This window comes from Vibrio rhizosphaerae, from assembly GCF_024347095.1.
GTDB lineage: Bacteria > Pseudomonadota > Gammaproteobacteria > Enterobacterales > Vibrionaceae > Vibrio > Vibrio rhizosphaerae.
On sequence record NZ_AP024903.1, the window covers coordinates 3,213,295 to 3,240,164 of the forward strand.

General features: G+C 49.4%; 21 protein-coding genes. 12 read left to right on the forward strand and 9 right to left on the reverse strand.

Annotated elements, in window-relative coordinates; all coding sequences use genetic code 11:
• Window positions 1-106: 106 nt before the first annotated feature.
• Window positions 107-3,562, reverse strand: coding sequence for a PAS-domain containing protein (locus OCV37_RS13965; RefSeq protein ID WP_038185987.1), 3,456 nt, complete (start codon window positions 3,560-3,562; stop codon window positions 107-109).
• A gap of 152 nt (window positions 3,563-3,714) precedes the next feature.
• Window positions 3,715-4,890: a 3-phenylpropionate MFS transporter gene (locus OCV37_RS13970; RefSeq protein WP_038185984.1), complete on the reverse strand. Its 1,176-nt coding sequence runs from the start codon at window positions 4,888-4,890 to the stop codon at window positions 3,715-3,717.
• A 397-nt stretch (window positions 4,891-5,287) separates the two neighbouring features.
• On the opposite strand from OCV37_RS13970, the gene OCV37_RS13975 reads away from it, so the two are divergent.
• The 9 genes from OCV37_RS13975 to fis all read left to right on the forward strand — a co-directional run bounded on the left by OCV37_RS13975 (window position 5,288) and on the right by fis (window position 15,320).
• Entirely contained in the window at window positions 5,288-7,114 is a 1,827-nt protein-coding gene (locus OCV37_RS13975; protein ID WP_038186095.1) for a DUF294 nucleotidyltransferase-like domain-containing protein, read from the forward strand.
• Window positions 7,115-7,118: 4 nt separating this feature from the next.
• Complete coding sequence (locus OCV37_RS13980) at window positions 7,119-7,742, forward strand: 3'-5' exonuclease (protein WP_038185981.1); 624 nt, start codon at window positions 7,119-7,121, stop codon at window positions 7,740-7,742.
• Between the two features lie 293 nt (window positions 7,743-8,035).
• Window positions 8,036-9,985: an acetate--CoA ligase gene (gene acs, locus OCV37_RS13985; protein ID WP_038185975.1), complete on the forward strand. Its 1,950-nt coding sequence runs from the start codon at window positions 8,036-8,038 to the stop codon at window positions 9,983-9,985.
• 548 nt (window positions 9,986-10,533) lie between these two features.
• Window positions 10,534-10,983 (forward strand): type II 3-dehydroquinate dehydratase, encoded by a 450-nt coding sequence (aroQ, locus tag OCV37_RS13990; protein WP_038185972.1) that lies wholly within the window; start codon window positions 10,534-10,536, stop codon window positions 10,981-10,983.
• 63 nt (window positions 10,984-11,046) lie between these two features.
• Window positions 11,047-11,508 (forward strand): acetyl-CoA carboxylase biotin carboxyl carrier protein, encoded by a 462-nt coding sequence (accB, locus tag OCV37_RS13995; protein WP_038185969.1) that lies wholly within the window; start codon window positions 11,047-11,049, stop codon window positions 11,506-11,508.
• A gap of 13 nt (window positions 11,509-11,521) precedes the next feature.
• A complete protein-coding gene (gene accC / locus OCV37_RS14000) occupies window positions 11,522-12,868 on the forward strand; it encodes an acetyl-CoA carboxylase biotin carboxylase subunit (protein WP_038185966.1) in 1,347 nt (448 codons plus the stop codon).
• Between the two features lie 133 nt (window positions 12,869-13,001).
• Window positions 13,002-13,886 carry a 50S ribosomal protein L11 methyltransferase gene (gene prmA, locus OCV37_RS14005; protein WP_038185963.1) on the forward strand — a complete coding sequence of 295 codons (885 nt, stop codon included), beginning with the start codon at window positions 13,002-13,004 and terminating at the stop codon, window positions 13,884-13,886.
• A 191-nt stretch (window positions 13,887-14,077) separates the two neighbouring features.
• Window positions 14,078-14,998, forward strand: coding sequence for a tRNA dihydrouridine synthase DusB (gene dusB, locus OCV37_RS14010; RefSeq protein ID WP_051680908.1), 921 nt, complete (start codon window positions 14,078-14,080; stop codon window positions 14,996-14,998).
• A 25-nt stretch (window positions 14,999-15,023) separates the two neighbouring features.
• Complete coding sequence (gene fis / locus OCV37_RS14015; RefSeq protein ID WP_021021668.1) at window positions 15,024-15,320, forward strand: DNA-binding transcriptional regulator Fis; 297 nt, start codon at window positions 15,024-15,026, stop codon at window positions 15,318-15,320.
• Between the two features lie 557 nt (window positions 15,321-15,877).
• On the opposite strand, the gene OCV37_RS14020 is transcribed toward fis, so the two are convergent.
• From OCV37_RS14020 to OCV37_RS14030, 3 genes are all read right to left on the reverse strand, one after another.
• On the reverse strand, window positions 15,878-16,303 hold the full coding sequence (locus OCV37_RS14020; protein WP_157635101.1) for a hypothetical protein: 426 nt from the start codon (window positions 16,301-16,303) through the stop codon (window positions 15,878-15,880).
• Window positions 16,304-16,456: 153 nt separating this feature from the next.
• The gene (locus tag OCV37_RS14025) at window positions 16,457-16,915 is read right to left on the reverse strand and encodes a GNAT family N-acetyltransferase (protein ID WP_038186093.1); all 459 of its coding nucleotides are present in this window, start codon (window positions 16,913-16,915) and stop codon (window positions 16,457-16,459) included.
• A gap of 107 nt (window positions 16,916-17,022) precedes the next feature.
• Entirely contained in the window at window positions 17,023-17,202 is a 180-nt protein-coding gene (locus OCV37_RS14030) for a hypothetical protein (protein ID WP_038185955.1), read from the reverse strand.
• 97 nt (window positions 17,203-17,299) lie between these two features.
• Here OCV37_RS14030 and OCV37_RS14035 point away from each other — a divergent pair, with 97 nt between their 5' ends.
• On the forward strand, window positions 17,300-18,190 hold the full coding sequence (locus OCV37_RS14035; RefSeq protein WP_038185953.1) for a LysR substrate-binding domain-containing protein: 891 nt from the start codon (window positions 17,300-17,302) through the stop codon (window positions 18,188-18,190).
• A gap of 98 nt (window positions 18,191-18,288) precedes the next feature.
• Here OCV37_RS14035 and OCV37_RS14040 read toward each other — a convergent pair whose 3' ends face one another.
• The 4 genes from OCV37_RS14040 to OCV37_RS14055 are packed head-to-tail and all read right to left on the reverse strand — an operon-like array spanning window position 18,289 to window position 23,761.
• Complete coding sequence (locus tag OCV37_RS14040; RefSeq protein WP_211252109.1) at window positions 18,289-18,873, reverse strand: SDR family oxidoreductase; 585 nt, start codon at window positions 18,871-18,873, stop codon at window positions 18,289-18,291.
• A 24-nt stretch (window positions 18,874-18,897) separates the two neighbouring features.
• Window positions 18,898-19,866 (reverse strand): L-threonylcarbamoyladenylate synthase, encoded by a 969-nt coding sequence (locus OCV37_RS14045; RefSeq protein WP_038185951.1) that lies wholly within the window; start codon window positions 19,864-19,866, stop codon window positions 18,898-18,900.
• Complete coding sequence (locus OCV37_RS14050; RefSeq protein ID WP_038185949.1) at window positions 19,863-22,301, reverse strand: YbcC family protein; 2,439 nt, start codon at window positions 22,299-22,301, stop codon at window positions 19,863-19,865. Before OCV37_RS14050 ends, OCV37_RS14045 begins: the two co-directional genes overlap by 4 nt.
• On the reverse strand, window positions 22,298-23,761 hold the full coding sequence (locus tag OCV37_RS14055; protein WP_390902295.1) for an NADH-quinone oxidoreductase subunit L: 1,464 nt from the start codon (window positions 23,759-23,761) through the stop codon (window positions 22,298-22,300). Before OCV37_RS14055 ends, OCV37_RS14050 begins: the two co-directional genes overlap by 4 nt.
• Window positions 23,762-23,973: 212 nt before the next feature.
• Here OCV37_RS14055 and OCV37_RS14060 point away from each other — a divergent pair, with 212 nt between their 5' ends.
• Complete coding sequence (locus OCV37_RS14060) at window positions 23,974-24,849, forward strand: LysR family transcriptional regulator (protein ID WP_038185947.1); 876 nt, start codon at window positions 23,974-23,976, stop codon at window positions 24,847-24,849.
• Between the two features lie 179 nt (window positions 24,850-25,028).
• Complete coding sequence (locus OCV37_RS14065) at window positions 25,029-26,669, forward strand: methyl-accepting chemotaxis protein (protein ID WP_211252108.1); 1,641 nt, start codon at window positions 25,029-25,031, stop codon at window positions 26,667-26,669.
• Window positions 26,670-26,870 lie beyond the last annotated feature (201 nt).

Consider the following 26,870-nt stretch of genomic DNA (forward strand, 5'->3'; position numbering starts at 1 on the left):
GCCTTTACAGAAAGCGCCCGCTCACAGACCCGACCGAACCGGTCGGGTCTGTGCCGCCATCCGGCTCTGAATCATCCGCGTCCCCTGCGCTGACCGGCACACCACCTCACACATGCGTACTGGTTTGCTGTCGGATACGGTTGAGAACGGCCCGTAATTTCAAAGGTTTCACTGGCTTCGGTAAAAAGCTGAATCCATTTGACTGAATCGCATCCATCATCTCTTGGGTTCGATCAGCGCTGATAATAATACCTTCAAACTGTCGACCTAAACGTAAACGACACTGTTGCAGAACTTCCAGCCCTGTCCGCCCGAGATCCAACCGGTAATCAGAGAGGATAACATCCGGAATCCATGCATCATCCAATGCTCTCAGGCTCTCGACCAAGTTGGTTGAGGTACGGATATCACATCCCCACCGGGACAACAGGTCAGACATTCCCACCAGAATATCCACTTCATTATCGACACATAACACTTTAATTTGCGACAAATCCGTCATGTCATTGGCAGCCGGCATGACTTTTTCTGCGACATCCCGGGGATGTGAGCGCGGCAGGGATAACGAAAAAACACTGCCATGTCCGGGCCATGAACGCATTGAGATTTCATGCCCCAACACATAAGCAATCCCTTTCGATATTGCCAATCCGAGACCAAGCCCCTGCTCTGAACGGACTTGTCCGCCGCGGTTAAATTCTTCAAAAATTTCATGCTGCTTATCGGGCTCAATGCCGATCCCGTTGTCCCAGACTTCAATCCGGATGTTCTCACCGACATGACGAATACCGAGTACCACTTTTCCATGCGGTGCATAACGGAACGCATTGGTCAGGAAGTTTTGGATAATGCGGCGAAGCAACTTCGGATCGGACTGAACGACCACCGATGAAGGCACCATCGTAAAATCGATCCCCTGCTGTCTGGCAATCGCATGAAACTCAGCATTCAAATTCACCAATACATCATGAATCGCAAAGCTGTGAATATTGATATCCAGCTTGCCGGATTCGAGTCTGGAAATATCCAGCAAATCCCCGATTAATTCTTCGGCCGCTCCGAGTGCGCTTTCAATATGTGCCGAGAGCCGCTGTACCTCGGTTTCTCTGGCGATCTCCGACAAAGAGGATGCAAAGAGCCGGGCCGCATTGAGCGGCTGCATCAAATCATGACTGACCGCAGCCAGAAAACGGGATTTTGAACGGGATTCGCGCTCCGCCCGTTGTGTCTCCTGAACCAACTGGCGATTGAGTTTTTCCAGCTCCTTCGTTCGTTGATGTACACGTTCTTCCAGCGACTCATTGGCCTGTTTGAGGGCATCTTCCGCTTCCCGGAATGCGGTAATATCGGTAAAACTCATCACAAACCCACCACCGGGCATCGGATTGCCTTGTACTTCAACCACTCTCCCGTCCGGTCTGACTCGCGACGATGTGTGCCGGGTCCCTTTCTCTAAATGATCGACCCGCTTGCGGACATGGGTTTCAATGTCGCCCGGCCCACACAATCCCTGTCGTGCGTTATGACGAATAATATCGGCAATCGGCCGGCCAACCTGAATCAACCCCGGCGGATAAGAAAACAACTCCAGATAGCGCTGATTCCAAGCGACCAGACGTAACTGCTTATCGACCACCGCCAACCCTTGCCCAATATGCTCAATCGCTCCTTGCAGCAGGCTTCGGCTGAAGTCATACAGCTCTGATGCTTCATCGACAATGGCGGCAACCTCTTCGAGGTGCATATTTTTTCCCTGCAACGCCGAAGAAAGCACTAACTTCGCGGAAGAGGCACCAAACACACCAGCCAATACCCGCTCTGCATGGCGAATCAGGGCCGCAGGTGCCTGCTGGTTGGGTAAATAACGCTTGTGTTGCTGAGCCCAGAATTGCTCGAAGGCCGTCTTCATTCGCCCTCGCCCGACAAAACGGGCGACCAACATCTCCAGTTCCGCGACAGAAACACGGCTCTGGTATAACGTCATATTTTCGTTATCAGGAAACGGTGTGCCGACAAAGGTCGCTGACTGTAAGCGCTCACTCAGGCTCGGACGTGTAATGATAGAAATATTCCAGTAACAGAGTGCATTGAGTACAACACTGAGGATCATGCCCCAGTCCGATCTTGAGATGCCTAAACCGGCAATCGCCTCAGGAGGGCTAATCAGCCAAATCAGCGGGTTAGACTGCGCATCTCCGGCCAACAAATGCGTCTGAACCATTAAGGTAATCAGCCAGAGTGAAAATCCGACCGCCAAACCGACGTAGACGCCTTTTTTATTGCCATCACGCCAGTAAATCCCGCCAATCAATGCCGGAGCAAACTGAGCAATCGCAGCAAAGGAAAGAAAACCAATCGCAGACAGTGAAGGAACCGCATCCAATACGCGGTAGAATCCCCAGGCACAAGCCAGTAAAACTAAAATTAATCCGCGGCGAATTCTGAGTAACAAGCGGGAGAAATGACGATGTCCCTGATGGGAAAACCGCATCCGTCGAAGTAAGAAAGGCACCACCAGATCATTAGACACCATAATTGTCAGTGCAATGGTCGAGACGATCACCATCCCGGTCGCAGCCGATGTTCCCCCCAGAAATGCAATCATCGCCATCAAGTCAGAATCAACCGCCTTGGGGATACTAATCACAAAGGAGTCCGCTAAACTGACATCCATCATCCCCTTACCAACCCATGAGATCGGCAGAACAAACAGCCCCATCAAAATCAGATAAACCGGAAATATCCGCCGGGCCATATGGAGATCCTGCGGTTTTTCATTCTCAACCACCATGGTATGGAACTGACGGGGCAGGCAAATAATCGCCAGCATCGTCAACACAAGATGAATAATCAGGGTCGGCCAATGCGGTATCACCATTGATTCGAGCACAATATCTCCCAAATCGATTGATGTCTGATGCCAACCGACGTAGACAATAAATAAGCCGACCCACAAAAAAGCCACCAGCTTAACCAACGACTCAAAAGCAATTGCCATCATCATACCGCGGTGGTGTTCGGTATTATCAATATGCCGGGTCCCGAACAACATGGTAAACACCGCCAGAGCCACCACAACAAACCAAGAAATATGACTCTCAGTCAACTGCTCAGGAAAAGGAAAATCAGACGTGACGACATGAATTCCCATCGTCACACCACGGAGTTGCAGGGCGATATAAGGCAGAATCCCGATCACGGCAATCAAGGTTGCAGCCACAGCCAGCCCTTGAGATTTGCCATAACGTGCGGCGATAAAATCCGCAATAGAAGTAATATGTTCGCGTTTGGCAATCAGCATCAGACGGGCAAGGATCCGCCAGCCAAACACGAAGACCAGAATGGGTGCGAGATAGATGGGTAAAAAAGACCATGCATGATTGGTGGCTTGTCCGACCGTGCCGTAGAACGTCCACGATGTACAGTAAACCCCGATCGATAAGCTATAAATCCAAGGCCGGAAACGTGCCAGCCAATTGAGATTTTTGTCGCCATACCATGCGATAAAGAACAGCAGTCCTAAATAGAGAAATAAAACCGGGATGACAATCCATGACTGCATGAGAACGATCCTTGTAATCAGGCCCTAATTAATGCTCGATCAAGGATAGACGTCTTGCCCGGTTAAGTCACTGATATTGACTTAATTTTGGGAACCGCCATCCACACTCAGAGACCGATTCCCTTGCTCAAAGCCAGCCTGGGTGCCCTTTATCAGGAGGGACGCTTCGCCAGATCTATCTGACGCACCGATGGCGTCGGATCCAGCCGGACAAACAGCGCCATCACCCCCATCAGTGCCATCACCCAGAAAATATGAGCGCCCCAGTGCTCAAATCCCCAACCGCTGATCGCCGTCATCAGGGCAATCACCGCCCCCAGAGGAATGGCATTATACAACGACTGTAATGCGACCATTCTCTCCGGCACCGCCTGTTGAATGTAACGAATCGTCGCCAGATGCGCGACCGCAAATGTCAGGCTGTGGAGCAATTGAATAAACACCAGTGCCACAAGATGCGTTGTGCAAGCGGTCACCCCCCATCGTACGACAACCGCACAAGAAGAGAGCAGAAACATAGCGCGAATTGACCACGCCCCGAAAAGGCGGCGACTCAGCGCAAAAATACAGATCTCTGCGATAACCCCCAGACTCCACAGGTAACCAATAATCTCTTCTGAATGTCCGACCGATTTCCAATACACCGAACTAAAACTGTAATAAGCCGCGTGACTCCCCTGAATCAATGACACCAGCGCCAAAAACTTCAGTACTTGTTTGTTTTTCAGGAGTTCGACCAGTTTAGGCCGTACCACCTCGGTTTCGGTTTGCGTTACCGGCTTGGGATTCGGCGCACGCAGGCTGATTAAAAATGTCGCACTCATCCCCAACAAAGCCGTATACAGAATCCAGTCATTTCCCCAATGCGCAACAATCCAGCCAACCACCAGCGAACCGACGATAAACGCCACGGAACCCCACAAGCGAGTGCGACCGTAATCGAGTATTTTCATATTGGTGTAGTAGTTCGCTAACGTGTCCGACAGCGGGATAATCGGTCCAAAAAAGGCATTAAACAGCACTGTTGCCAGCGCAATCCACAGTAAATGCGGCACCGCAAAGAGATGTGCCGCAATCAAGCCTATCGACAATAGAGTCAGCACTCTCAGCATCGGCACATACCAGTCAGCGCGGTGGATTCTCGGCGTCACCAGTAAATTGGCCAGACAGCGGGTTCCGAACGCAAGTCCCATAATAAGTCCGATATCGGTTGAGGCGACACCTTCACTTTTAAGCCACAAAGCCCAAAATGGCGTATAGATGCCATAGACAAAGAAAAAACCGAAATAATACTGAGAGATCCAGCGGAACGGAGAAATACTGAGCATAACGACCTACTGATGCAAAAGCGATGGATGACGGATATAGATAGCTAACCGCGCCTATTATGCTTTGAATGCCATATCAGGAAAAGGGAATATTACTCAACTCTTTGTTTCCTCATATCGGTTCCCTCAATGCCATTTTCCTAAAAATAATGCTTACTAAATACCATTTTTCCTAAAGACCATATTTCCTAAAGACAGTCATACCTGAACACGATATCCCCTGAACCGAATGCTCCCTGAACCGAATGCTCCCTGAACCGAATATCTTCCGAACGCGATATGGTCGCCTGTGCGTGATGTCACTTCAGCCATTGAGTCGCATTAGACCAAAGTCGTCTGGAGGCAAATCAGATTTCAGCCAAAATTAAATCAGATGCCCCCGACCAGAAAGGTTGCCATGCCGGACAAGTTCAATCTTCAGTCTCCCCCGTTTGACCGCCTGACCCCGGCGCAACAGCAGCAGTTGCTCTCTGCGCTGGATGTCGCTTACTTTCGGTCAAGAGATATCTTGCTGCGTCGCGGCGAGAGTGGCCAATATCTGCACATTCTCATCAAAGGGGTGGTGGAAGAGCGTTCAGAAGATGGTCAGGAAGTCTTTGCCCATTATGCGAGCGAAGATATTTTCGATGTCCGGGCCCTGCTTGACGGAACGGTAAAACATCAATACGTCGCACTGGAAGATACACTGGTCTATCAATTACCTAAGTCAGTTTTTGTCGATTTTTATCATCAGAACGGGGAATTTGCCGCGTATTTCGACAGTAATCTCGCCACCCGTCAGGCATTGCTCGAAAATGCGCAACAGCAACAGAACCTCGCAGAATTTATCCTGACCAAAGTGGATCGGGAGATTTATCATCCGCCGATCATCGTCACCCCCGCACAAACCATCGCGGATGTCACCGGGCTGCTCAAAGATAACAACAGTGATGCCGCCTTGGTACAACTCCCGGCGCATGATGTTCGACTGACGCAAACCCCACATGCACATCGGTATGCCATTGTCACCCGGACGGATATGCTCCATGCCTTGACATTAGACGCTCAGCCAGTCAACACACCGGTCGGTCAGATCGCCACCTTCCCGGTACTGCATGTCAATGACGGGGAATTTTTGTTTAATGCAATGGTGATGATGATTCGCAACCGGATCAAGCGAATTATGGTGTGTGACGGCAACCAAGCCGTCGGTATGCTGGATATGACCCAGATTCTCAGCACCTTCTCAACCCACTCTCACGTGCTGACGCTGAGCATTGCCAGAGCATCCAGTATCGAAGAGCTGACTATCGCTTCCAACCAACAGCACAAATTGGTCGAAAACCTTGTCAGCAACGGCATCAGAACCCGTTTTATGATGGAACTGATTGCCGCCGTTAATGAACAGATTATTGAAAAAGCGTTTGAACTCACGGTGCCACCGGTAATGCAACAACAGTGCTGCCTGCTGGTGTTAGGATCAGAGGGACGCGGAGAACAGATTCTTAAAACCGATCAGGACAACGCGTTGATCCTCAAAGATGAAACTGACTGGCCGGATTGTCAGCGGGTCATGGACAAACTGAGCCATACACTTCTCCAACTCGGCTATCCGGTCTGCCCGGGCAAAGTGATGGTCAACAATCCGCAGTGGGTCAAAACACAGAAGGGTTGGCAAGCGTCACTCTCCCGATGGGTGGAGCAGGCTAAACCCGAGCAAATTATGAATATTGCCATTATGGCGGATGCTCAGGCCGTCGCCGGCAATCGGGCGCTGTTACAGCCCGTTCGGGAGCATCTCTCCGGGCTGATGGCCGATCAAGAACTGATCCTGTCCGCCTTCACCCGCCCGGCGCTCAACTTCTCCCTGCCGCTGACCTTATTCGGCAACGTCAAATCCTCCAAATCAGGACTGGATATCAAGCAAGGCGGGATTTTTCCGATTGTCCACGGCATCCGCGCCCTGAGCCTTGAGTATCGAATGACTGAACAAAATACGTTTAAGCGCATTGAAGCACTGACTCAAAAACGCGTGCTGGAACAACAGACCGCCGACAATCTGAGTGAAGCGCTGAAACTGTTTTTTAAACTCCGGCTCCGACAGCAGCTTCAACAACCGGAACGTCATAACCATCTGGACATCAAATCGCTCGACAGCACCGAACGGGACTTATTGCGTCACAGCTTGCATATCGTCAAAAAATTCAAGCAGTGGTTGTCGTACCACTACCAAATCAGAGAATAAGCCCATGAACCGAATCACACGCCGTTACTGGTACTACAAACTCAAAGATTCCCCTTACCGGAGCCTGTTTTTACCCCCGGATCATCAGGAATTTGTTTCACTGGATTGTGAAACAACCAGTCTCAATCCACAACAGGCGGAATTGGTGTCCATTGCTGCGACGAAAATTATCGGCAATCGTATTCTGACCAGTCAGTCGTTTGAAGTGAAACTATGTGCGCCCAGAACATTGAGTGCCGACTCAGTCCGTATTCACCAGATCCGGCATCAGGATCTCAGTGATGGTTTGACCGAAGCACAAGCGCTGATCCAGTTGCTGGACTTTATCGGTAACCGGCCACTGGTTGGTTATCACATCCGTTATGATAAGACCATTCTTGATATTGCCTGCCGGAAGCATCTGGGTTTTCCGCTGCCAAACCGCCTGATTGAAGTGAGTCAGCTCTATCATGAACAACTGGAAAAAATGCTGCCGAATGCCTATTGCGACCTCAGTCTGGAAGCCATTTGTCATCATCTGGATCTGCCACTGCAAAATAAACACGACGCCTTGCAGGATGCGCTTTCTGCGGCTCTGGTATTTGTCCGCCTGACGCAAGGAGATCTGCCAGCCTTCTCTTCCGCCTGAACACGGTGATTTCCCGTCCGAAACGGTGCGGCACAGACCGTATTCCCAACGTATGTGACGCCTTGAATCACAATGATTTTTTACTCACAGATCTCATTTAGCCTAAAGTCTAATTGTGCAATGGGGGTATCTGAACAAGAGTTATTACACCTAGGTAACCGCAAAGCACTCCGTTCGGGTGAGTTCGAGTTCATTTGGGTACAAGAATTTCAGATCCTCCGGAAATCTTTATCACAAGCCCAATCAATCATGATGAACCGGAGCGATCACTGCATTCAAAAGGAGAAGAAGCTATGAGTGATGTTCATGTTTATCCGGTCAAGAACAATATTAAAGAACATACCCACGCGGATAACGACACTTACTTATCGATGTACCAACGCTCAGTGAGCGACCCCGAAGGATTCTGGGGAGAACACGGCAAAATCGTTGACTGGATCACCCCATACACCAAAGTTAAACAAACCTCATTTGATACCGGCCATGTGGATATCCGCTGGTTTGAAGACGGAACCCTGAATGTCTCAGCCAACTGTATTGACCGACACCTTGCAGCGCACGGAGATGATGTCGCAATCATCTGGGAAGGCGATAACCCAAATGACGATAAAACCCTGACATTCAATCAACTTCATCAGGAAGTCTGTCGTTTTGCCAATGTCCTGAAAGATCAAGGCGTCCGTAAGGGTGACGTCGTCTGTCTTTACATGCCGATGGTACCGGAAGCTGCCGTCGCGATGCTGGCTTGTACCCGTATCGGTGCGGTCCATACGGTGGTCTTCGGTGGCTTCTCTCCGGAAGCTCTCGCCGGACGGATCATCGACTCTGATGCAAAAATGGTGATTACGGCCGATGAAGGTGTCCGGGGCGGACGAGCGGTGCCATTGAAAAAGAATGTCGATGAAGCCCTCACCAACCCGGATGTCAAAACCATCAGCAAAGTGGTCGTACTCAAACGCACCGGTGGCAATATCGACTGGCATGATCACCGGGATATCTGGTGGCACGAAGCCACGGCAAAAGCCTCTGAGCACTGCCCGCCAGAGGCGATGAAAGCAGAAGATCCACTGTTCATTCTTTACACCTCCGGCTCCACCGGCAAACCGAAAGGCGTATTGCATACCACGGGCGGCTATCTGGTTTATGCCACCATGACCTTTAAATATGTTTTCGACTATCAGCCCGGCGAAGTTTTCTGGTGTACCGCAGATGTCGGCTGGATTACCGGCCATACCTATCTGGTTTACGGCCCGCTTGCCAATGGTGCCAAAACCATTTTATTTGAAGGCGTGCCCAACTACCCGGATACCAACCGCATGAGTCAGGTGGTCGATAAACATCAGGTCAATATTCTCTACACCGCACCGACGGCAATTCGCGCCCTGATGGCCAAAGGCAATGAAGCCATTGACGGCACCTCTCGCGACAGTTTGCGGATTATGGGCTCGGTCGGCGAGCCGATTAACCCGGAAGCGTGGGAATGGTATTACCGGACCATCGGTAATGAAAAATCTCCGATCGTTGATACATGGTGGCAGACAGAAACCGGCGGTATTCTGATCACACCGCTTCCCGGAGCGACGGCATTAAAACCCGGCTCAGCCACCCGACCATTTTTCGGTGTTCAACCCGCGCTGGTCGATAATGTCGGCAATGTCATTGACGGTGCAGCCGAAGGTAATCTGGTCATTCTTGACTCATGGCCGGGGCAAATGCGTACGGTATACGGCGATCATGAACGCTTTGAACAGACCTATTTCTCCACCTTTAAAGGCATGTATTTCACCGGTGATGGTGCCCGCCGCGATGAAGACGGCTATTACTGGATAACCGGACGGGTCGATGATGTCCTCAATGTTTCCGGTCACCGCATGGGGACCGCAGAAGTCGAATCCGCGCTGGTGGCATTCGATAAGATTGCAGAAGCTGCCGTTGTCGGGATTCCGCACGACATTAAAGGTCAGGCGATTTATGCCTACATTACACTCAATGATGGCATCTACCCTTCTTCTGAATTGCATAAAGAAGTCAAAGACTGGGTGCGCAAAGAGATTGGCCCGATTGCCACACCGGATGTACTGCACTGGACCGATGCCCTGCCGAAAACCCGTTCCGGTAAAATCATGCGCCGCATTCTGCGTAAGATAGCCACCGGAGATACCAGTAATCTTGGCGATACATCAACACTTGCCGATCCAAGTGTGGTCGATAAACTGATTGCAGAGAAAGCGGCACTAAGTTAACCCCCGAAATTCATACAAATGTTCCTGAACCGTGAAGCCATCGCCCGATGGCTTCACTTTTTTCAGATCATTCCAAACAACCGCGATGCAGATCGGCCAACACTCCTCAGCCCCGCTTATCTGAACGAACATCACAATTTATCAATTCAACCGTCTTTTGCCTGACGGATACCGAATTGATCGTAGCGTAAGAGCCGTGTCATCAAGCCTTCTGGCAGTTATCCCTTGTATATAACGGTTCTCTGTATCGTCTCCGGAGCCGATCATTTATTGTTGCTTCAACAAAACCATTTCAAATCTTTATGGTCATAAAACGATAACGATATAATGGTCAATTTTCCGCAAAGCGCATCAACCTTGGGCTCAGCGACCTCTCACACCATCCGAAACGGTGATTAGACCAGTAATTTGCTGCCATTTGTGTTGAATTAGCTATAATCAGGAGCAATTCACCGTTTTTTGATTTTCTTGAAAAAAAATTGTGTGAAAAAACCTAAAATATGGGAATATGTAAATAAGACCTCATTATTGAGTAAGATGACGACACAATGACGACAAAATTACGCATTCTTGTGCTAAATGGTCCCAACCTGAATCTACTGGGCCTGCGTGAACCGGCACATTACGGTTCTCAAACGCTGCCTCAGATTATTGACCGACTCCGTCAACAGGCCGATCAAGCGGGTGTTGCACTCGAGCATCTACAATCGAATCGTGAGTATGAACTGATTGAAGCGATTCATCAGGCATACGAGAACATTGACTTCATCATTATCAACCCGGCCGCATTCACCCATACCAGTGTTGCACTGCGGGATGCGCTTTTGGGGGTCAATATTCCTTTTATTGAGGTACATCTTTCTAACGTTCATGCCCGTGAACCTTTCCGCCATCACTCTTATCTGTCAGACAAGGCAGAGGGGGTGATTTGTGGTTTAGGCGCACAAGGCTATGAATTTGCGTTGTCGGCAGCAATGACAAAACTGCAGGCAAAATAAACACTCGACATCCCGCGGCAGTTGTTCGGGTTGTCTTATTCACAAGATCAAAGAGAAAAGACAATGGATATTCGTAAAATAAAAAAACTTATCGAATTAGTTGAAGAGTCAGGCATTGCTGAGCTGGAAATTTCTGAAGGTGAAGAATCGGTACGCATCAGCCGTCACAGTGCACCTGCTGCACCAGTTCAATATGCACAATATGCCCCTGCACCAGCTGCACCAGCCCCTGCAGCCCCTGCACCGGTAGCAGAAGCCGCCAGTACTCCGGCAGAAGCCGCGCAACCAACTGGCCACAAAGTTCTGTCACCAATGGTGGGAACCTTCTACAGCTCTCCGAGCCCGGATTCAGCACCCTTTGTGAAAGTGGGCCAGAAAGTCGCTGTCGGCGAACCCCTGTGTATCGTTGAAGCCATGAAAATGATGAACCAAATCGAATCGGATAAAGCCGGTGTCGTCAAAGCAATCCTCGTTGAGAACGGTCAGCCAGTCGAGTTCGATCAGCCTCTTGTTATCATTGAATAATTGAGGTCATTTTATGCTAGATAAAGTTGTCATCGCGAACCGGGGTGAAATTGCACTCCGAATTCTTCGCGCCTGTAAAGAGCTAGGGATCAAAACGGTCGCTGTCCATTCAACAGCCGACCGAGACCTCAAACATGTCTTACTTGCTGATGAATCCATCTGTATCGGACCGGCACGTAGTATTGATAGCTACTTAAATATTCCACGCATTATCTCAGCAGCAGAAATCACGGGGGCAGTTGCCATTCACCCGGGCTATGGCTTCCTGTCTGAAAACGCAGATTTTGCTGAACAAGTTGAAAAATCAGGCTTTATTTTTGTCGGCCCGAAAGCAGAAACTATCCGCCTGATGGGTGATAAAGTCTCTGCGATCTCCTCAATGAAGAAAGCAGGCGTGCCTTGTGTACCAGGTTCAGACGGCCCGCTTGGGGACGATGTCGAGAAAAACAAATCCATCGCTAAGCGCATCGGCTATCCGGTGATCATTAAAGCCTCCGGTGGCGGTGGCGGTCGTGGTATGCGTGTGGTTCGTAGTGAAGCTGAATTGATTCAGTCCATCACAATGACCCGTACCGAAGCAAAAGCCGCTTTCAACAACGATATGGTTTACATGGAGAAATTCCTGGAAAACCCACGTCACGTTGAAGTTCAGGTCATTGCCGACGGTCAGGGTGGTGCGATCCACTTGGGCGAACGGGACTGCTCAATGCAGCGCCGTCACCAGAAAGTGGTGGAAGAAGCACCGGCACCGGGAATTACCGAAGAAATGCGGAAATACATCGGTGAACGTTGTACACGTGCCTGTGTTGAAATCGGCTACCGTGGTGCGGGTACATTCGAATTCCTTTACGAAAACGGTGAGTTCTATTTCATTGAAATGAACACTCGGATTCAGGTTGAGCACCCGGTTACAGAAATGGTCACCGGTGTTGATCTAATTAAAGAACAACTGCGTGTTGCAGCTGGTCAGCCTCTGTCATTCACACAGGATGATATCAAGCTACGCGGCCATGCAATTGAATGTCGTATCAACGCCGAAGATCCGGAACGTTTTCTCCCGTCACCGGGCAAAATCGAGCGCTTCCACGCAGCCGGCGGGATGGGAATTCGTTGGGAATCCCACATTTATTCTGGCTATACCGTGCCTGCGCACTATGATTCGATGATCGGTAAGCTGATCGCCTACGGTGAAAACCGTGACGTCGCGATCGCACGGATGAAAAATGCCCTCAATGAAATGATTGTGGAAGGGATCAAAACCAACATCCCGCTCCAATTGAAAATCATGAATGATGAGAACTTCCAGCATGGTGGTGCCAATATCCACTATCTGGAGAAAAAACTCGGCATCAATCATTAATCCGTTCGGCAGATGAGCAAAAGTCTAAGCCTCCCTTCGGGGAGGTTTTTTTGTTCAGCGCAGGCAAGCCCTATTCAAAACATGAATATCTGCTACACTCTCGGCCATTCAACCCACGGAAAGAGTCAATCACATGCCTTGGATTCAAATTAAACTCAATGCCAACAACGACAATGCCGAAACCATCGGTGATATGTTGATGGAAGAGACAGGCGCGTTATCCGTCACGTTTCTTGATGCGAAAGACACGCCCGTCTTTGAACCCCTTCCGGGAGAAACTCGTCTTTGGGGCGATACCGATGTGCTTGCGTTGTATGATGCAGAAGCAGACACCGATACCATCGTGGCACAAATCAAAAACAGTCAACTTCTTCCTGCCGATTTCTCTTATAAAGTCGAACAGATTGAAGATAAAGACTGGGAACGGGAATGGATGGATAACTTCCATCCGATGAAATTCGGCAGCCGCCTGTGGATCTGCCCGAGCTGGAAAGAGATCCCGGACCCGGACGCAGTCAATGTGATGCTTGATCCCGGATTGGCCTTCGGCACCGGTACACACCCGACAACCGCCTTATGTTTAGAATGGCTGGAAGGGCTGGATCTCACTGGCAAAACCGTGATTGATTTCGGCTGCGGCTCCGGCATTCTGGCGATTGCAGCCATTAAGTTAGGTGCCAAACAAGTCATTGGTGTCGATATCGATCCACAAGCCCTGCTCGCTTCCAAAGATAACGCTCAGCGCAATGGTGTTGAAAACCAGCTAGAGGTCTACCTGCCACAGAATCAACCCGATAACCTCAGTGCAGATATCGTCGTCGCCAATATTCTGGCCGGCCCGCTCAAAGAGCTTTCTCCGGTGATTCAGTCTCTGGTTCGCCCGGGTGGACAACTGGCAATGTCAGGCGTATTAGAAACTCAGGCCGAAGATGTTGCCAGCTTCTATCGCAACCAGTTTGATATCGAACCCATTATTGAAAATAACGAATGGTGCCGAATTTCTGGTCGAAAAAAATAACCACGGCGAATGTGGCTGACTAATTGACTGAAAAATCGACGATTTACAAAAACAAATTGTAAATGCTCAAATATTAGTCTTTTCACACCGCGAAAAAATGCGTAAAATGCGCGCCCTTGCTGCCTTATAACTGTAATGACGTGTTAAAAATCGGAAACTACCAACTCAAGAATCGTCTGATCGTTGCCCCCATGGCTGGTGTTACCGATCGACCTTTCCGCGAGTTATGTCTTCGCTATGGTGCGGGAATGGCGGTCAGTGAAATGATGTCATCCAATCCGGCACTGTGGAAAACGTCAAAGTCGAAACAGCGCATGGTCCATGAGGGCGAATCTGGGATTCGTTCGGTTCAGATCGCAGGTTCCGACCCGCAGTTAATGGCAGAAGCTGCGCAATTCAGTGTTGAGAACGGTGCGCAAATTATCGATATCAACATGGGTTGTCCGGCAAAGAAAGTGAACAAGAAGTTGGCAGGTTCCGCCCTGTTACGCTACCCGGACTTAATTGAGGATATCCTCACCACGGTAGTTCAGGCTGTTCGTGTGCCTGTGACGCTAAAAACACGAACCGGTTGGGATACAGAGAATAAGAACTGTGTTCACATCGCGAAGCTGGCCGAAGATTGCGGCATTCAGGCACTGGCGCTTCACGGCAGAACCAGAGCCTGCCTGTACCGCGGCATGGCAGAGTACGACAGCATTAGAGCGGTCAAACAGGCCATCTCGATTCCGGTGATCGCCAATGGTGACATCGATAGTCCGGAAAAGGCCAAATATGTACTGGAATACACCGGCGCTGACGCATTAATGATTGGTCGCCCGGCCCAAGGACGACCCTGGATTTTTCAGGAAATCCAACATTTTTTGGAAACCGGCACAACAATGCCTGCGCTTCCGATTACGGAAGTCAAAAGCATTTTGCTTGGTCATGTACAAGCGCTCCATCAATTTTACGGAACGTATCTGGGACCACGAATCGCACGTAAACACGTGGGGTGGTATCTCAAAGAACATGAGCAAGCAAGTGGGTTTCGACGGACCTTCAATGCCCTAGAAGCGGCCCCGCTGCAACTGGAAGCACTCGAAGGTTATTTTGATAACGTTGCATCATAAAATTAAGAGAAGAGCTAGACCGAATATGTTCGAACAAAATCTGACTTCAGAAGCTTTAACCGTTACTACCGTTACTTCACAAGACCAAATCACTCAGAAACCTCTGCGTGACTCCGTTAAAGCATCTCTTAAAAACTATCTTTCCCAGTTAAATGGCCAAGAAGTAAGTGAATTATACGAATTAGTTCTAGCTGAAGTTGAGCAGCCGCTGCTCGATACAATCATGCAGTACACTCGCGGTAACCAAACCCGCGCAGCAACCATGATGGGTATCAACCGTGGAACACTTCGCAAGAAACTGAAAAAATACGGCATGAACTAATCACTGTTCATTAGCCATTTGAATTTAAAGCCCGAAGTAGAGAAATCTGCTTCGGGTTTTTGTTTTTGCTACACACATTGCTACACACAATAAATTTTGCACACCCTTGTATATAGACGTTCCTGTCGTTCAGAATCATCCAATGACTAGATCGATTAAACGTTGCATTGCTTCTCAGGCACTCAAAAGCACTCAGTACTATTTTTAGTCAGTGATGAGGTGTTTTTATCTCATTAATAGAAAAAGAGCCGCACAAGGCGACTCTGAATTATATAGAACTTATTTCCCCGGACATTCACTCAATCTGATATTCCTGTATCAACCTTGCCACCTTACAGGTCAACAAGTTGTTGAGATACAGGCTCACGTTCAACATAAGGCTCAGTGGCAACCGATGCATTCACGCTCCCGGAATAAAATCAACCAATGCCATGATTCACTAACTCAGCTCTGGTTGTGTCGGCTCTGGCCAACACATCGATATTAGATTCAATCGCAGAGTTGACCCGCCAGTATCGATTGCCCCACTCATCCATCCATAAAGCTTCTTGATGCGGCTAGCTTTGAATTCGTTCTAGTAAAAGCTCAACAAATTGATCAAAATCTCGCTTCGATTGAAACAGGCTCCCTAGAACCATTTCCTTTTTATCGCCAAAGAAAAGGGTCGCAACAGGAGCCCAGCCGATTTTACCAATATGAACAGCCAGAATATCCTCAAACCGATAGGTTCTAACCTGCGACGAGAAAATCGACTTTGGGACTCGTATTTCATCGGCAGTCACCTCAATGTACCGGATGACATACAATGAGATCAGATAACAGAGTACGGTGAGAATACAAAGGAGAGTCATGCCCCCGGCACTGACTACAAACAAAGTTGAATCCAGCTTAGGATTCGACACACTCCCGTTGCTTTTCAGATAAAAATACGCAATGCCAATCACAGAGAAAATAAAAGACCAGAAGGTTGTCTTTCGACTCATTTGATACCGAAACTGATGCAATACCACCACCTTACCCGATGCACCGAATCTCTGAATCAGTGCAGCGATACACAGAAAAATAAGACTATAAACCAAATACAATTCAACTACATCATCAGTTTGAACACTTTTGATGACGAACAGACTTACGGATTAACCAAGCTCTCTTGTCATAAAGCGGCTATGGGGATCTTCTTTATAACCGGCAAAAGGCCCGCAATAACGAAATCCAAATTTTTTGTATAGATTTCTGGCTGGTTTGAAAAACGCCTGAGACCCGGTCTCTAAACTTACCCGCCGATACCCCTTTTCACTCGCAAGACTCAACACATGCGTCAGTAAATGACTCGCAATACCAGACCGTCTGGCCGTATTAGACGTCCTCATAGATTTCAGTTCGATGTGATCTGGCGTCAGTTGTTTCATTGCTAAACAACCTTGTAACTCATTGTCAATCCAACAACTAAACAATGTAATTTCAGGAGATTGAAGGCTATCGACATCAAGAGCGTGAGCACTTTCCGGGGGCGAAGTCGCGTACATATCAGCGAGGTGCTCTTCGAGCAGTTTAATGACAGCATCACTCGATAAGTCATCAATAATAATATTCATCATTAGCTTCTCTCCACTTATAACCTTTACTGATGAACCAACCCCATAATCAACCATGACACTGAATTTGTCATCTGAAGCCAAGCTAGCGCTCCCATTATTTCAGGTTATAAAAAATTTGAGTGATGGTGATCATCTTGCTCTTCAGGGCATAATCCAATATCTTTTTTAAGATGATTATTCATATCGGTAATATTATGGCTCCCCTTATTAGGGAAAACATTAAAATATATAAATTTCAACATCTTGAAAGGAAAAATATTTTTGTAAGGTACGGTTAACAGCATCGTATTACTCTTGATTACTGATTCGATGCCGCTATTATCGATGTTAATCACTACCGTTACGAACAACGATTCATTACAGGAACTATAAGTACAACTTATGGACAATCGACTCCGTTATCTTTCAGCACTGCGTTTTTTCGAATCGGCTTCTCGTCTGAAAAGCTATAGTAAAGCGGCGGAAGAACTACATGTCACACAAGCAGCTATCAGCCAAAAGCTACGACAACTTGAGGACCGTCTGGGATGTAAATTATTCATCCGTCGTGGACGTGAAATGCACCTGACCGATAAGGGACAGATACTTCAGAAACATGTCAATGACGGTTTTAAAAACATCATCACTGGATTAAACCGAATTCAAAATGAACCACTCGAAGGAATGCTGAACGTCAGTGCGCCTCGTTCATTCTCCACGCGCTGGTTAATGCCCAGACTGTGGAAGTTCACTATGGCGTTCCCACATATCCCGATTCGGGTACAAAGCGTGAAGGAAATCGATATTCGCCACACCGAAACGGATGTATTAATCTGGCAAGGAAATGAAAATGTAAAGCATCTGGATTTAGATCAAGAGACGCTATTTGAAGAAGACATCTACCCTTATTGTTCTCCGCAACTCGCAGAATCAATGAAGTTCGATAGCCCAGAGCAACTCCTGAGATGTTGGTTAATTGATTTTCATGCTGCTCCTTTTAGCTGGGAGCAATGGTTCCACATCGCAAATGTCAGTGCAAAAAGAGAAGGGATTCAATGGATGGAAGTCGGCACCTTTGATATGGCGATCAATGCAGTCGTCGCCGGACATGGCGCATGTCTCGCGACTGAGAGTATTTCGGCTGACTTTGTTGAACGAGGTCTGTTAGTTAGGCCATTCAATATCGGGCTAACCCCCGGAATTCGCTATTCAGTCATTAGTGATCCGTCATCCTCACGGGTTCTGAGAGTCAATGCATTTAAATCGTGGTTACAAAAAGAATTAAACGTCTAATCGTGATTTGAGCACCGCGTCAGCACCCCATATAAAAAGCTGGCAGAAGCCAGCTAACATATCGCGATGAATGCGTTTGTTGCTCAGCAAGGGGAAGCTCATAAATTCCCGACACCGCCATCAACAAGCAGTTCAGACCCGAGCATATAAGAAGACTCATCAGAGGCAAGAAAAACGGCCGCTTTTGCCAGTTCAAGAGGTGTCCCTAAGCGCTTCAATGGCACCAACTCTTTAACTTGATCGATCAGAGCCGCCTGTTCATCTTCCGGTAAGCCAAATTTGTCAAACGCCTCTGTCAATGTGGGCCCCGGACTCAGCGTATTCACACGAATGCCCAGATGTTTCAGCTCTCCCGATAATGTCCGGGCAAGCGAAATAAGCCCGGCTTTACTGGCAGCATAAACGCTACTTTGCGGTAATCCGATTTGTGCTGAAACGCTCCCGCATAAAATGATCGAAGCTGAATCAGATAATAACGGCAATAATGCCCGGATGAGAAAGAAAGGCCCTTTTAAATTGGTATTCATGACCCGATCAAAAGCTGCTTCATCCCATTCATCGAATGGCTTGTGTGTCACATCTCCGGCATTGATATAAATCACATCGAGTCTCGGGAACTGTCGTTTGATTTCATCCGCTAAAGCTTGCTGCTGTTGTAATGACATACGATACAGGCTGGTCACTCTCCCTCCCCGTTCTCACCCACCTCAGCCAGCCGCACGGCTTAATCGATCCCAGATATCGGCCCACTCAGGTAAACGAGGCGGCGCTTCGACAAGCAGTTGCTCGACCCCCGGCCGATCTAAGCGATGCAATGCAGCATAAAGCGCCTTGCGATAGTCAGGGTGATTATCGGCAGCGACGATACGATGGGGGCAATCAAGCTGACGGAGTCGCGGTGAATAAACTAAAATACCGGTGGTCTGCGGTGCCGCTTGCAACAGGGTTGCCAGTGATTCGGTCGGACAGATGATAACTTTGGCATTGGGTTGATAATGGACTTTCTGATTGCCCGACACGGACTCGGTATGGCTATCCGGTACGCGGATCGGAAACGGCAAATAAGGCTGGAGATCTACCGCGGATAACGGCCCGCAACGTAAAATTTCAGCCTGATGCTCACGGACTCGCAAGATAGTCGATTCAGTCCCGATGTTGCAGATTCCCCCGTCGAGAATCGCTGCGATCTTACCATCCAAACCGTGGATCACCTGTGCCGCGCTGGTCGGGCTCAGCTTTTGATAAGGGTTCGCGGACGGAGCCGCTACCGCCATATCGAACTGCTGTAATAACGATAGTAGTACCGGGTGATTGGGCATTCTGACGCCGATAGTCGGCAATCCGCCGGTGATGACATCAGAGACCGCCGGGTGACGTTCAAAAATCAGTGTCAGCGGACCGGGCCAGAAGGCATCAGCTAACGGGGCAACCCAATCCGGTACATGATTGACCCACCGTCCAAGTTGATCCAAATGGCCGATATGGGTAATCAACGGGTGATTTCTCGGTCGCTGTTTGGCAGTGAAAATCTGCGCAACCGCCTCTGGGTTACTCGCATCAGCCGCAAGTCCGTAAACGGTTTCCGTCGGTACAGCCACCAGTTGACCAGCTTTTAAGAGTTCTCCGGCACGCTGTTGATCCGCCGGTGAATTCGCATTGAGTCTTTCTGTTTTCATGTCCGGTCTCTCACAGTCCATACACCATTGTCGAAGAAAGCCAGTTGGTGTTGGTCAAAGCGGGCAAGATAAAGCCACTGGTTATCCACCAGTTGTTTAACCATCGGATGGCGGTTCAACACTGACTCAATCGCCGCTTCCGGCGCATCGATCACCACCGTTAGGCGCAATGGCTCATGTCGCCACTGCTGACCATCGTGCAGCGACTGACGAGACAAGCCGATACGCAAGTCACCGCCGTTGCCCTCAAAAACACCCAGTCGGCCACCGACCACATTGTGCAAAGTTTTATTACCGGAACCATAGCGATGATGATCGACCGTTGAGGCGTAATACTGCATGTTGATCCAGTTGGTGACGATCATCGGTGCCGTCATGATCTGCGCCAGCCCGCTGGCATCCTGATCCTGCTCATAGCGGTATTCATGAAGGAAGGTACGCCCGTCCAGCCGGATACCACGGGTCCGTTCTCTCGGGGCAACAATAAACGCCGCGTTATTGGCCAGTCCCCATTCAGGCCGTGTCTGAGCCCAGTCATTGGCACGTCGGTTGATCCGGTTTTCAATCGAGTGCAATGACTGATGTGTCAACCCGAGTTGTGGGGCTCGCTCCATCCTTGCCGCAAGAGAAGCCGCATCCAGTTGCGTTTGTAATGTTGCCAGCGTGCGTTGCACCTGTTGGTCAAAAACGTCGGTATCGTAGAGTGACAATCCGTCTGTGGTGGTGTTATGGAATCCGGCGACAAAGTAGGTTGTTTCTGGTACTGGAATCCCCCGCAGAGCTAAACCTTCACGCACCGCCGACTGGTTCAATAACCGGGCCAATGCCCGGACATTGACCTCTCCGGTTTGACCACAACACGCACCGCAATCCAGACCGGCACGGTGTGGGTTATTGGCGCTTTCACTGCCGTGGCCGATCAACAGGACAACCGGTGCAAACCCCGTGGTCAGCCCCATCCCTTTCAGTACATTTTCCGCCAGCGTCAGCTGCTGCTCCGGATCAGCGAGCAATGTCGGGCGCAGCTGCTTGGCACTGGCCGCCGACAACCCCGGTGCTTTCACCGCATGTCCGTGAAGCGGCAATGCCCGTTTGATCAGTTTGCCCACATATCCCAGACCGAGGGATTCAACCAACGTAAAGGTTGATGCCGGCATGGTATTGAACCACGACCAGCCTGATTCGCGCTGCAATGTTGTCTGTCGTTGTTCAGCGATCGCCGTATCGTGCTCATGATCACCCGCACTCTCGCTTACCGTGAAAGAGGGAGCCAGCAAGCCGGGAAGCTGAGGGCGCTTTATATCAGTTCCCAATGGTGTATAACGGACAGGTAAGCCGAAAAAACCTGCAAATCCAAGGGTATGAATCTCCTCTCCTTGGGCTTCAAGATGGCGGCGGATCACTTCAGAACGGACATCAATACAAAATGCGGCCTGAACTTTCGGAACATGTTTGAGCATGGGCGTGGGCTGTGTGAATGCTTGGCTGAGCTGGCGCTGATAACTGATTTCGTGTGCCCGCTGCCAAATCAACCGGCGGTTGATCGTCTCTGGCTGATACTGCCGAAAATGTTGCTGCCAACGGTGTTGCCAGTGCTGCCAGACCGACCCGGAATGACGTGCCTGATTATCCACCAGCCACTCCCAGCTCAAACGAACAGCCAGTAAATCAATCAATGTCTCGTCGGTTTGTTGCGATAACTGCGCCTGCCACTTGAGATAGGCACACCACGCCGCCCAGCCACTGACCCGGTACATCACTGCCTGTAAATAGTCTTGCCACTGCTCAGGAGCAATATCCAGTAACGCTAAGACTTGGCGGATTTGCTCACGCGGGGACGCAGCCATCGTGGCAGCGCGCTGAGGAATATAGGGCGCTTTCATCAGTAAAGCCACACTGTGATCGTGGCACAAGGTCTCACGCCAGCTTTGATATAACCCCACCCCGCTATGCGGATGCCAGTCTGCCTGATCCTGATCGAAGTAAGCAGCACAAAACTGGGCAACCTGATGGGTAATGGTATCGCACCAAGCTGGCTCTTTGTTCAGATTGCGCTGACTATCCATACTATCGCACAGCAGCGGTGCCGGGGTTAACGGATATTCCTCATCTTGTAATGCTGCGACTGCGGCAGCCGGATCCCAGCCGTCAGCCAACGAAAGTGAATTCAGCGCTTGCGTCAGATCCGCAGCGATAATCGCCCCGTTTTCCCACCGTTCACGATAATAAGCTAACGGCATCGCCATCGGTGATCCTGCAAACTGAGCAAGATGATGCGCCACTTCGCTGAAGGGACGATCAATCCATGACCAATACGGGTTCACGGCGATCATCCGGTCCAGCGGCCAGTTGGGCGCAATACTGTCACACGCGGCCTCAATCGCATGATTCAACATTGTGGCTGGATTGATTTCATCACGAGATAAAGCGGTCATATCGATTCTCCGGTAGGGGTATGCTTGCGGTTGACCTGTGTCTGCGCTTGCTCAAGCGTGAGTTTGGCTGGCCAGACTTTAAAGGTGAAACGGGTAAAAGTTTCATCGAGATAGAAGCCGTTATAGGCCCAGGGATAGAGGCGTCTGACCACACGACTGTGCGGATAACACCGAATCGCAACCTGACCAAGATAAAGCAACATAAACACCACACTCACAAAACCCAGTAATCCCATCTGTTCCGGGCCGGTTGGCGGCGCTATCTGTGCAAAGGCACTATGCCAGAGCAGATAGAGATGTAAGACGGTGAGACTACGCAGTAACCCCAGTCGTACGGCTGAACGTCCGGTGTTGGTGACGGTATTGCCTGTCGTCTTGATTGTCGTGTGCCAAAACAGCGGCGCACAGCCGAAGATCAGAATAACCGTGGCCGAAACGGGTAATGACAAGTTCGGCAACACCTGTTGCCACAGCATCGGCAGTCCGATCACAATCACGGCTGAAAGCAACACTGCCGCCAAGACCCCGTGAACCTGAACCACTGGCGGGAAATAATCTTTGTGCACCGTCTGTGCCACCACATCTCCTGCACTGAGAAAACTATACGCTTTGTAAACCGAGTGAGCGATCAGATGGAGCAATGCCAGCTCGTACAATCCAAGACCGATCTCCATCAGCATGAATCCCATTTGTGCGCAAGTTGACCATGCCAGACGCACCTTGATACTGATGCGAGTCATCATCACCCATCCGGCCAGCAAAGCCGTGGTACTGCCGACAATCACCAAGACTGACTGAGACAAAGGCGAGAGATTGATCAGCGCTGCCAGTGAAATCAATACGAATCCACCCATATTGACTACACCGGCATGGAGCAGGGCTGATACGGGGGTTGGCGCTTCCATCACCTGAATCAGCCAGCCATGTAACGGTAACTGGGCAGTTTTGAGAATCGCAGCAACAGCAAACAATAAAGCTGCACTGTTTAATGCCGGTGAGAGTGTCGTCATCTGACTCAGGTGCTGATTGAGTGCCGGGAGTGAAAAGCTCCCCAGCGTTTGATAAATCAAGACTAATGCGGCGATTAAACAGACGTCTGCCATGCGGCTGACCAAAAATTTTTTATGCGCCACGATTTTAGCTGCTTTACGATCCCGGTAATGAGTGAGCAGAAAATGCAGGCTGAGACTGGTTGCGCTCCACGCCAGCATCATCCATAACAGATTGTCACTTTTTACCAGTAAGGCGACCGAGCCGAGCGTAAATAACATCGCACAGACAAAGCGATGCTGGCCGGTATCCCCTTCGAGATAGCGGGAAGCGTAATCAATAATCACCCAACCCAGTAACGCGATCAGTCCCCCCATCAGGGTCGATAACGCAGGCGGCAAGCTCTGAGTCAACAATCCCGAGATCAACGGGAAGCCGAGACTCGCGAGCAACGCAAGGCGTGACGTCATACGGGCAACCGCCCAATCATACTGACGGGTTACCAAACAGGTCAGGAAGCCGAGTCCGTACAGAGCGGCAATCCAATAGCCGCTCAGTGTCAAATCGATCAAATTATCTCTCCAGAAAGTGGGCATCAATTGGATCATATTGTTGCAGCAAGTGATTTGAGATGTAAAATAGATAGATATTCACAAAACGTTCTTTTTAAGTGAACAATAGAATGAGAAATCTCAACTTTCATCACCTACACTACTTCTGGACCGTCGCTAAAGAGGGACATCTGACCCGGGCAGCACAGAAACTCAATGTTTCCCAATCCGCCCTCTCCTCACAGATAAAACAGTTAGAAGGGCAACTCGGTCATCCGCTGTTCCATCGGCAGGGACGCACATTATTACTGACCGATGTAGGGCATCTGGTACTGGAATACGCAGAAAGTATTTTTAATCTGGGCAGTGAATTACTGTCGATGATGGAAAGCGGTGAACAACACCGTGTCGAGCAACTGCGGATTGGGGCGGTGGCAACGCTCTCGCGGAACTTTCAAGAGAACTTTCTGCGGCCGGTGATTGGCCGGGACAACATCAAGCTGGCACTGTGCTCTTCCAATTTTGATGATCTGCTGGAACAACTGCGCGTGCACAAGCTGGACCTGATTCTATCCAACCGTCCTGTGGCGTCCGACTCGACAACGCCATGGCGCTGTAAGTTGATTGCCCAGCAAGGCGTCTGTCTGGTCGGGCCGAATATGCCTGAGTTCGAGGCATTACGCTTTCCACAAGATCTGATGCGCACCAAATTACTGCTACCGGGGCCGGACAGTGAGATCCGCACTCAATTCGACTTGTACTGTGAACAACATGGATTGTCCGTCACGCCTTATGCGGAGGTCGATGACATGGCGATGCTACGCCTGTTAACCCGCGATGCAGGCGCCGTCGCAGTGATTCCCGAAGTCGTGGTTCAGGATGAAATTCAGGCCGGTATCCTGAAAAGTTATGCCACATTAGAATCGGTCATCGAAAGTTTCTATGCCATTACAGCCAAACGCCATGTGGAACTGCCGATCTTAAAAAAATTGTTTAAAATTCATTAAGACATGCTCAGTCACAACACAACCAGTCATACCCGTATTGAAGCTGCTGTATCAAAACAATGCATCTAAGTGAATAATTCGAGACTCGATTAACAAAAAGAACAATTTATTTTCATTTTGATAACAATTATCTGATATATCTAGACTGAAACACTATTTCTATAACGAGAGGAATTGTTGTGATGTCTTTCAGCCTACGCCAAACCAAAATAAGAACGCGTCTGTATCTGTTGCTCTTCGTTAATATTTTATTAATGATGCTCCCATTCACCAGACTCCTCATTGAATATAAACATGACTTGATGGAAGAGAAGCAAGTCAAGACCCAGCATCTTATCGAAAGTACCTATAGCCTGCTCTCCTACTATCATCAGTTAGAAACCGAGGGAACCCTGACCCGTCAGGATGCACAACGACAGGCGAAACAGGCCGTCAAACATCTTCGCTATGGGCAGGATGATTACTTTTGGATCAACGACCTGACGCCGGCCATGATTATGCATCCTTTTAAACCGCAGCTGGATGGCAAAAATCTTTCTCAGGTCAAAGATCCGACCGGAAAAGCACTCTTTGTCGAAATGGTGCAAGTTGCCAAGGAGCAAGGCGGTGGCGTGGTTCACTACATGTGGCCGAAACCCGGCTCAGAAACCGATATAGAAAAGGTCTCCTACGTCAAACTCTTCAAACCTTGGGGCTGGGTCATTGGCTCCGGGGTTTATGTGGATGATATCGACCAGTTGATAGCAGAGAGAACCACAACCACCTTATGGTCCGGACTGTTCATTGTGTTAATGCTGCTTGCCTTATCAACGTTGATCATCCGGAGTATCACTCGCCCCTGCGACGCCACCCGTCAGGCGCTGGATGATATCTCTCAGGGAGAAGGTGATTTAACCCGCCAGCTCCCCGTCAATGGTAAAGACGAGTTCTCTCAGATTGCCGTAGCATTCAACCGGTTTACGATTAAAATTCGTGACGTGATCCAAAACATCACCCCGATTTCAAGTCACCTCACCCATTCCGCAACCGATCTCAACACCGTCGCAGAACAGTCGATCGAGAAGTCAGAACAGCAGTTACAAGCCGCAAATTCAGTGGCCTCGGCGATGAATCAGTTACAATCCAGCACACAAGATATGTCAACCGCTGCCGATGAAGCCGCTCACGCAGCACAAATTGCCAGTCAAAAGAGCCAAGACAGCCGTCAGATACTCATCAGTGCCACCCAATATATGACCTCGCTGTCTGAGATCCTGACGGAAACCGAGCACAATACCCAACATTTGACGAAAGACGCAGATAACGTCGGTGAAGTATTGAACGTCATTCGGGGGGTCGCTGAACAGACCAATCTGCTGGCACTCAATGCCGCGATTGAAGCCGCTCGAGCCGGCGAACAGGGACGAGGATTTGCGGTGGTCGCTGATGAAGTCCGCACTCTCGCCACCCGAACGCAAAAAAGTACCGATGAAATTGAAACGATCATTACCGCCTTGCAACAACGTGCAAGTCAATTAAGTGACTCTATGGCGCAGACCAAACAGCAGTCACTCGAAACACAACAAGAAACACGTAAGGCACAAGAGATGCTCAATGACATCAATGAACAAATTCATACTATTCAGGCTCTCAACGAAAATATTGCCGCCGCCTGTCTGCAACAGTCCTCAGCCAGTCAGGACATCGGTCACAACCTCACTCATCTGGCCGAACACAGTCAACAAATCACCGAAAGCGCACGGGATGTCGGTAACACCAGTCAAAGGCTGCTGCAAAACAGTCAGTCGTTAAGTCAGAGTTTTAGTATTTTCAAAACCTGAGCCATTCGCGGTAATTTGAGGACAGGCCGTGCTCACAGCAAATATCGTATGATTTATAAAATAACATTGTGCTCATCCCAAACGAAGTTCTTCGGATTCTCGCTTTCAGGAAGCGGACGACAAACGCATTGACTTATAGGGTTATCAAGAGAAAATTTTTTGTTAAGCCAATGGAAGAAAAGAATTTCAGGTCATCCGTTG

Bases quoted from the DNA above. Each gene is read 5' to 3' on its own strand.
- acs (WP_038185975.1), top strand. From the start codon at position 8,036: ATGAGTGATGTTCATGTTTATCCGGTCAAGAACAATATTAAAGAACAT.
- dusB (WP_051680908.1), top strand. From the start codon at position 14,078: ATGGCTGGTGTTACCGATCGACCTTTCCGCGAGTTATGTCTTCGCTAT.
- OCV37_RS13980 (WP_038185981.1), top strand. From the start codon at position 7,119: ATGAACCGAATCACACGCCGTTACTGGTACTACAAACTCAAAGATTCC.
- OCV37_RS14055 (WP_390902295.1), bottom strand. From the start codon at position 23,761: ATGACGTCACGCCTTGCGTTGCTCGCGAGTCTCGGCTTCCCGTTGATC.
- OCV37_RS14020 (WP_157635101.1), bottom strand. From the start codon at position 16,303: ATGAGTCGAAAGACAACCTTCTGGTCTTTTATTTTCTCTGTGATTGGC.
- OCV37_RS14030 (WP_038185955.1), bottom strand. From the start codon at position 17,202: ATGCTGTTAACCGTACCTTACAAAAATATTTTTCCTTTCAAGATGTTG.
- accC (WP_038185966.1), top strand. From the start codon at position 11,522: ATGCTAGATAAAGTTGTCATCGCGAACCGGGGTGAAATTGCACTCCGA.
- OCV37_RS14025 (WP_038186093.1), bottom strand. From the start codon at position 16,915: ATGAATATTATTATTGATGACTTATCGAGTGATGCTGTCATTAAACTG.
- OCV37_RS14050 (WP_038185949.1), bottom strand. From the start codon at position 22,301: ATGACCGCTTTATCTCGTGATGAAATCAATCCAGCCACAATGTTGAAT.
- OCV37_RS14035 (WP_038185953.1), top strand. From the start codon at position 17,300: ATGGACAATCGACTCCGTTATCTTTCAGCACTGCGTTTTTTCGAATCG.
- prmA (WP_038185963.1), top strand. From the start codon at position 13,002: ATGCCTTGGATTCAAATTAAACTCAATGCCAACAACGACAATGCCGAA.
- OCV37_RS13975 (WP_038186095.1), top strand. From the start codon at position 5,288: ATGCCGGACAAGTTCAATCTTCAGTCTCCCCCGTTTGACCGCCTGACC.
- OCV37_RS13970 (WP_038185984.1), bottom strand. From the start codon at position 4,890: ATGCTCAGTATTTCTCCGTTCCGCTGGATCTCTCAGTATTATTTCGGT.
- fis (WP_021021668.1), top strand. From the start codon at position 15,024: ATGTTCGAACAAAATCTGACTTCAGAAGCTTTAACCGTTACTACCGTT.
- OCV37_RS14045 (WP_038185951.1), bottom strand. From the start codon at position 19,866: ATGAAAACAGAAAGACTCAATGCGAATTCACCGGCGGATCAACAGCGT.
- aroQ (WP_038185972.1), top strand. From the start codon at position 10,534: ATGACGACAAAATTACGCATTCTTGTGCTAAATGGTCCCAACCTGAAT.
- accB (WP_038185969.1), top strand. From the start codon at position 11,047: ATGGATATTCGTAAAATAAAAAAACTTATCGAATTAGTTGAAGAGTCA.
- OCV37_RS13965 (WP_038185987.1), bottom strand. From the start codon at position 3,562: ATGCAGTCATGGATTGTCATCCCGGTTTTATTTCTCTATTTAGGACTG.
- OCV37_RS14060 (WP_038185947.1), top strand. From the start codon at position 23,974: ATGAGAAATCTCAACTTTCATCACCTACACTACTTCTGGACCGTCGCT.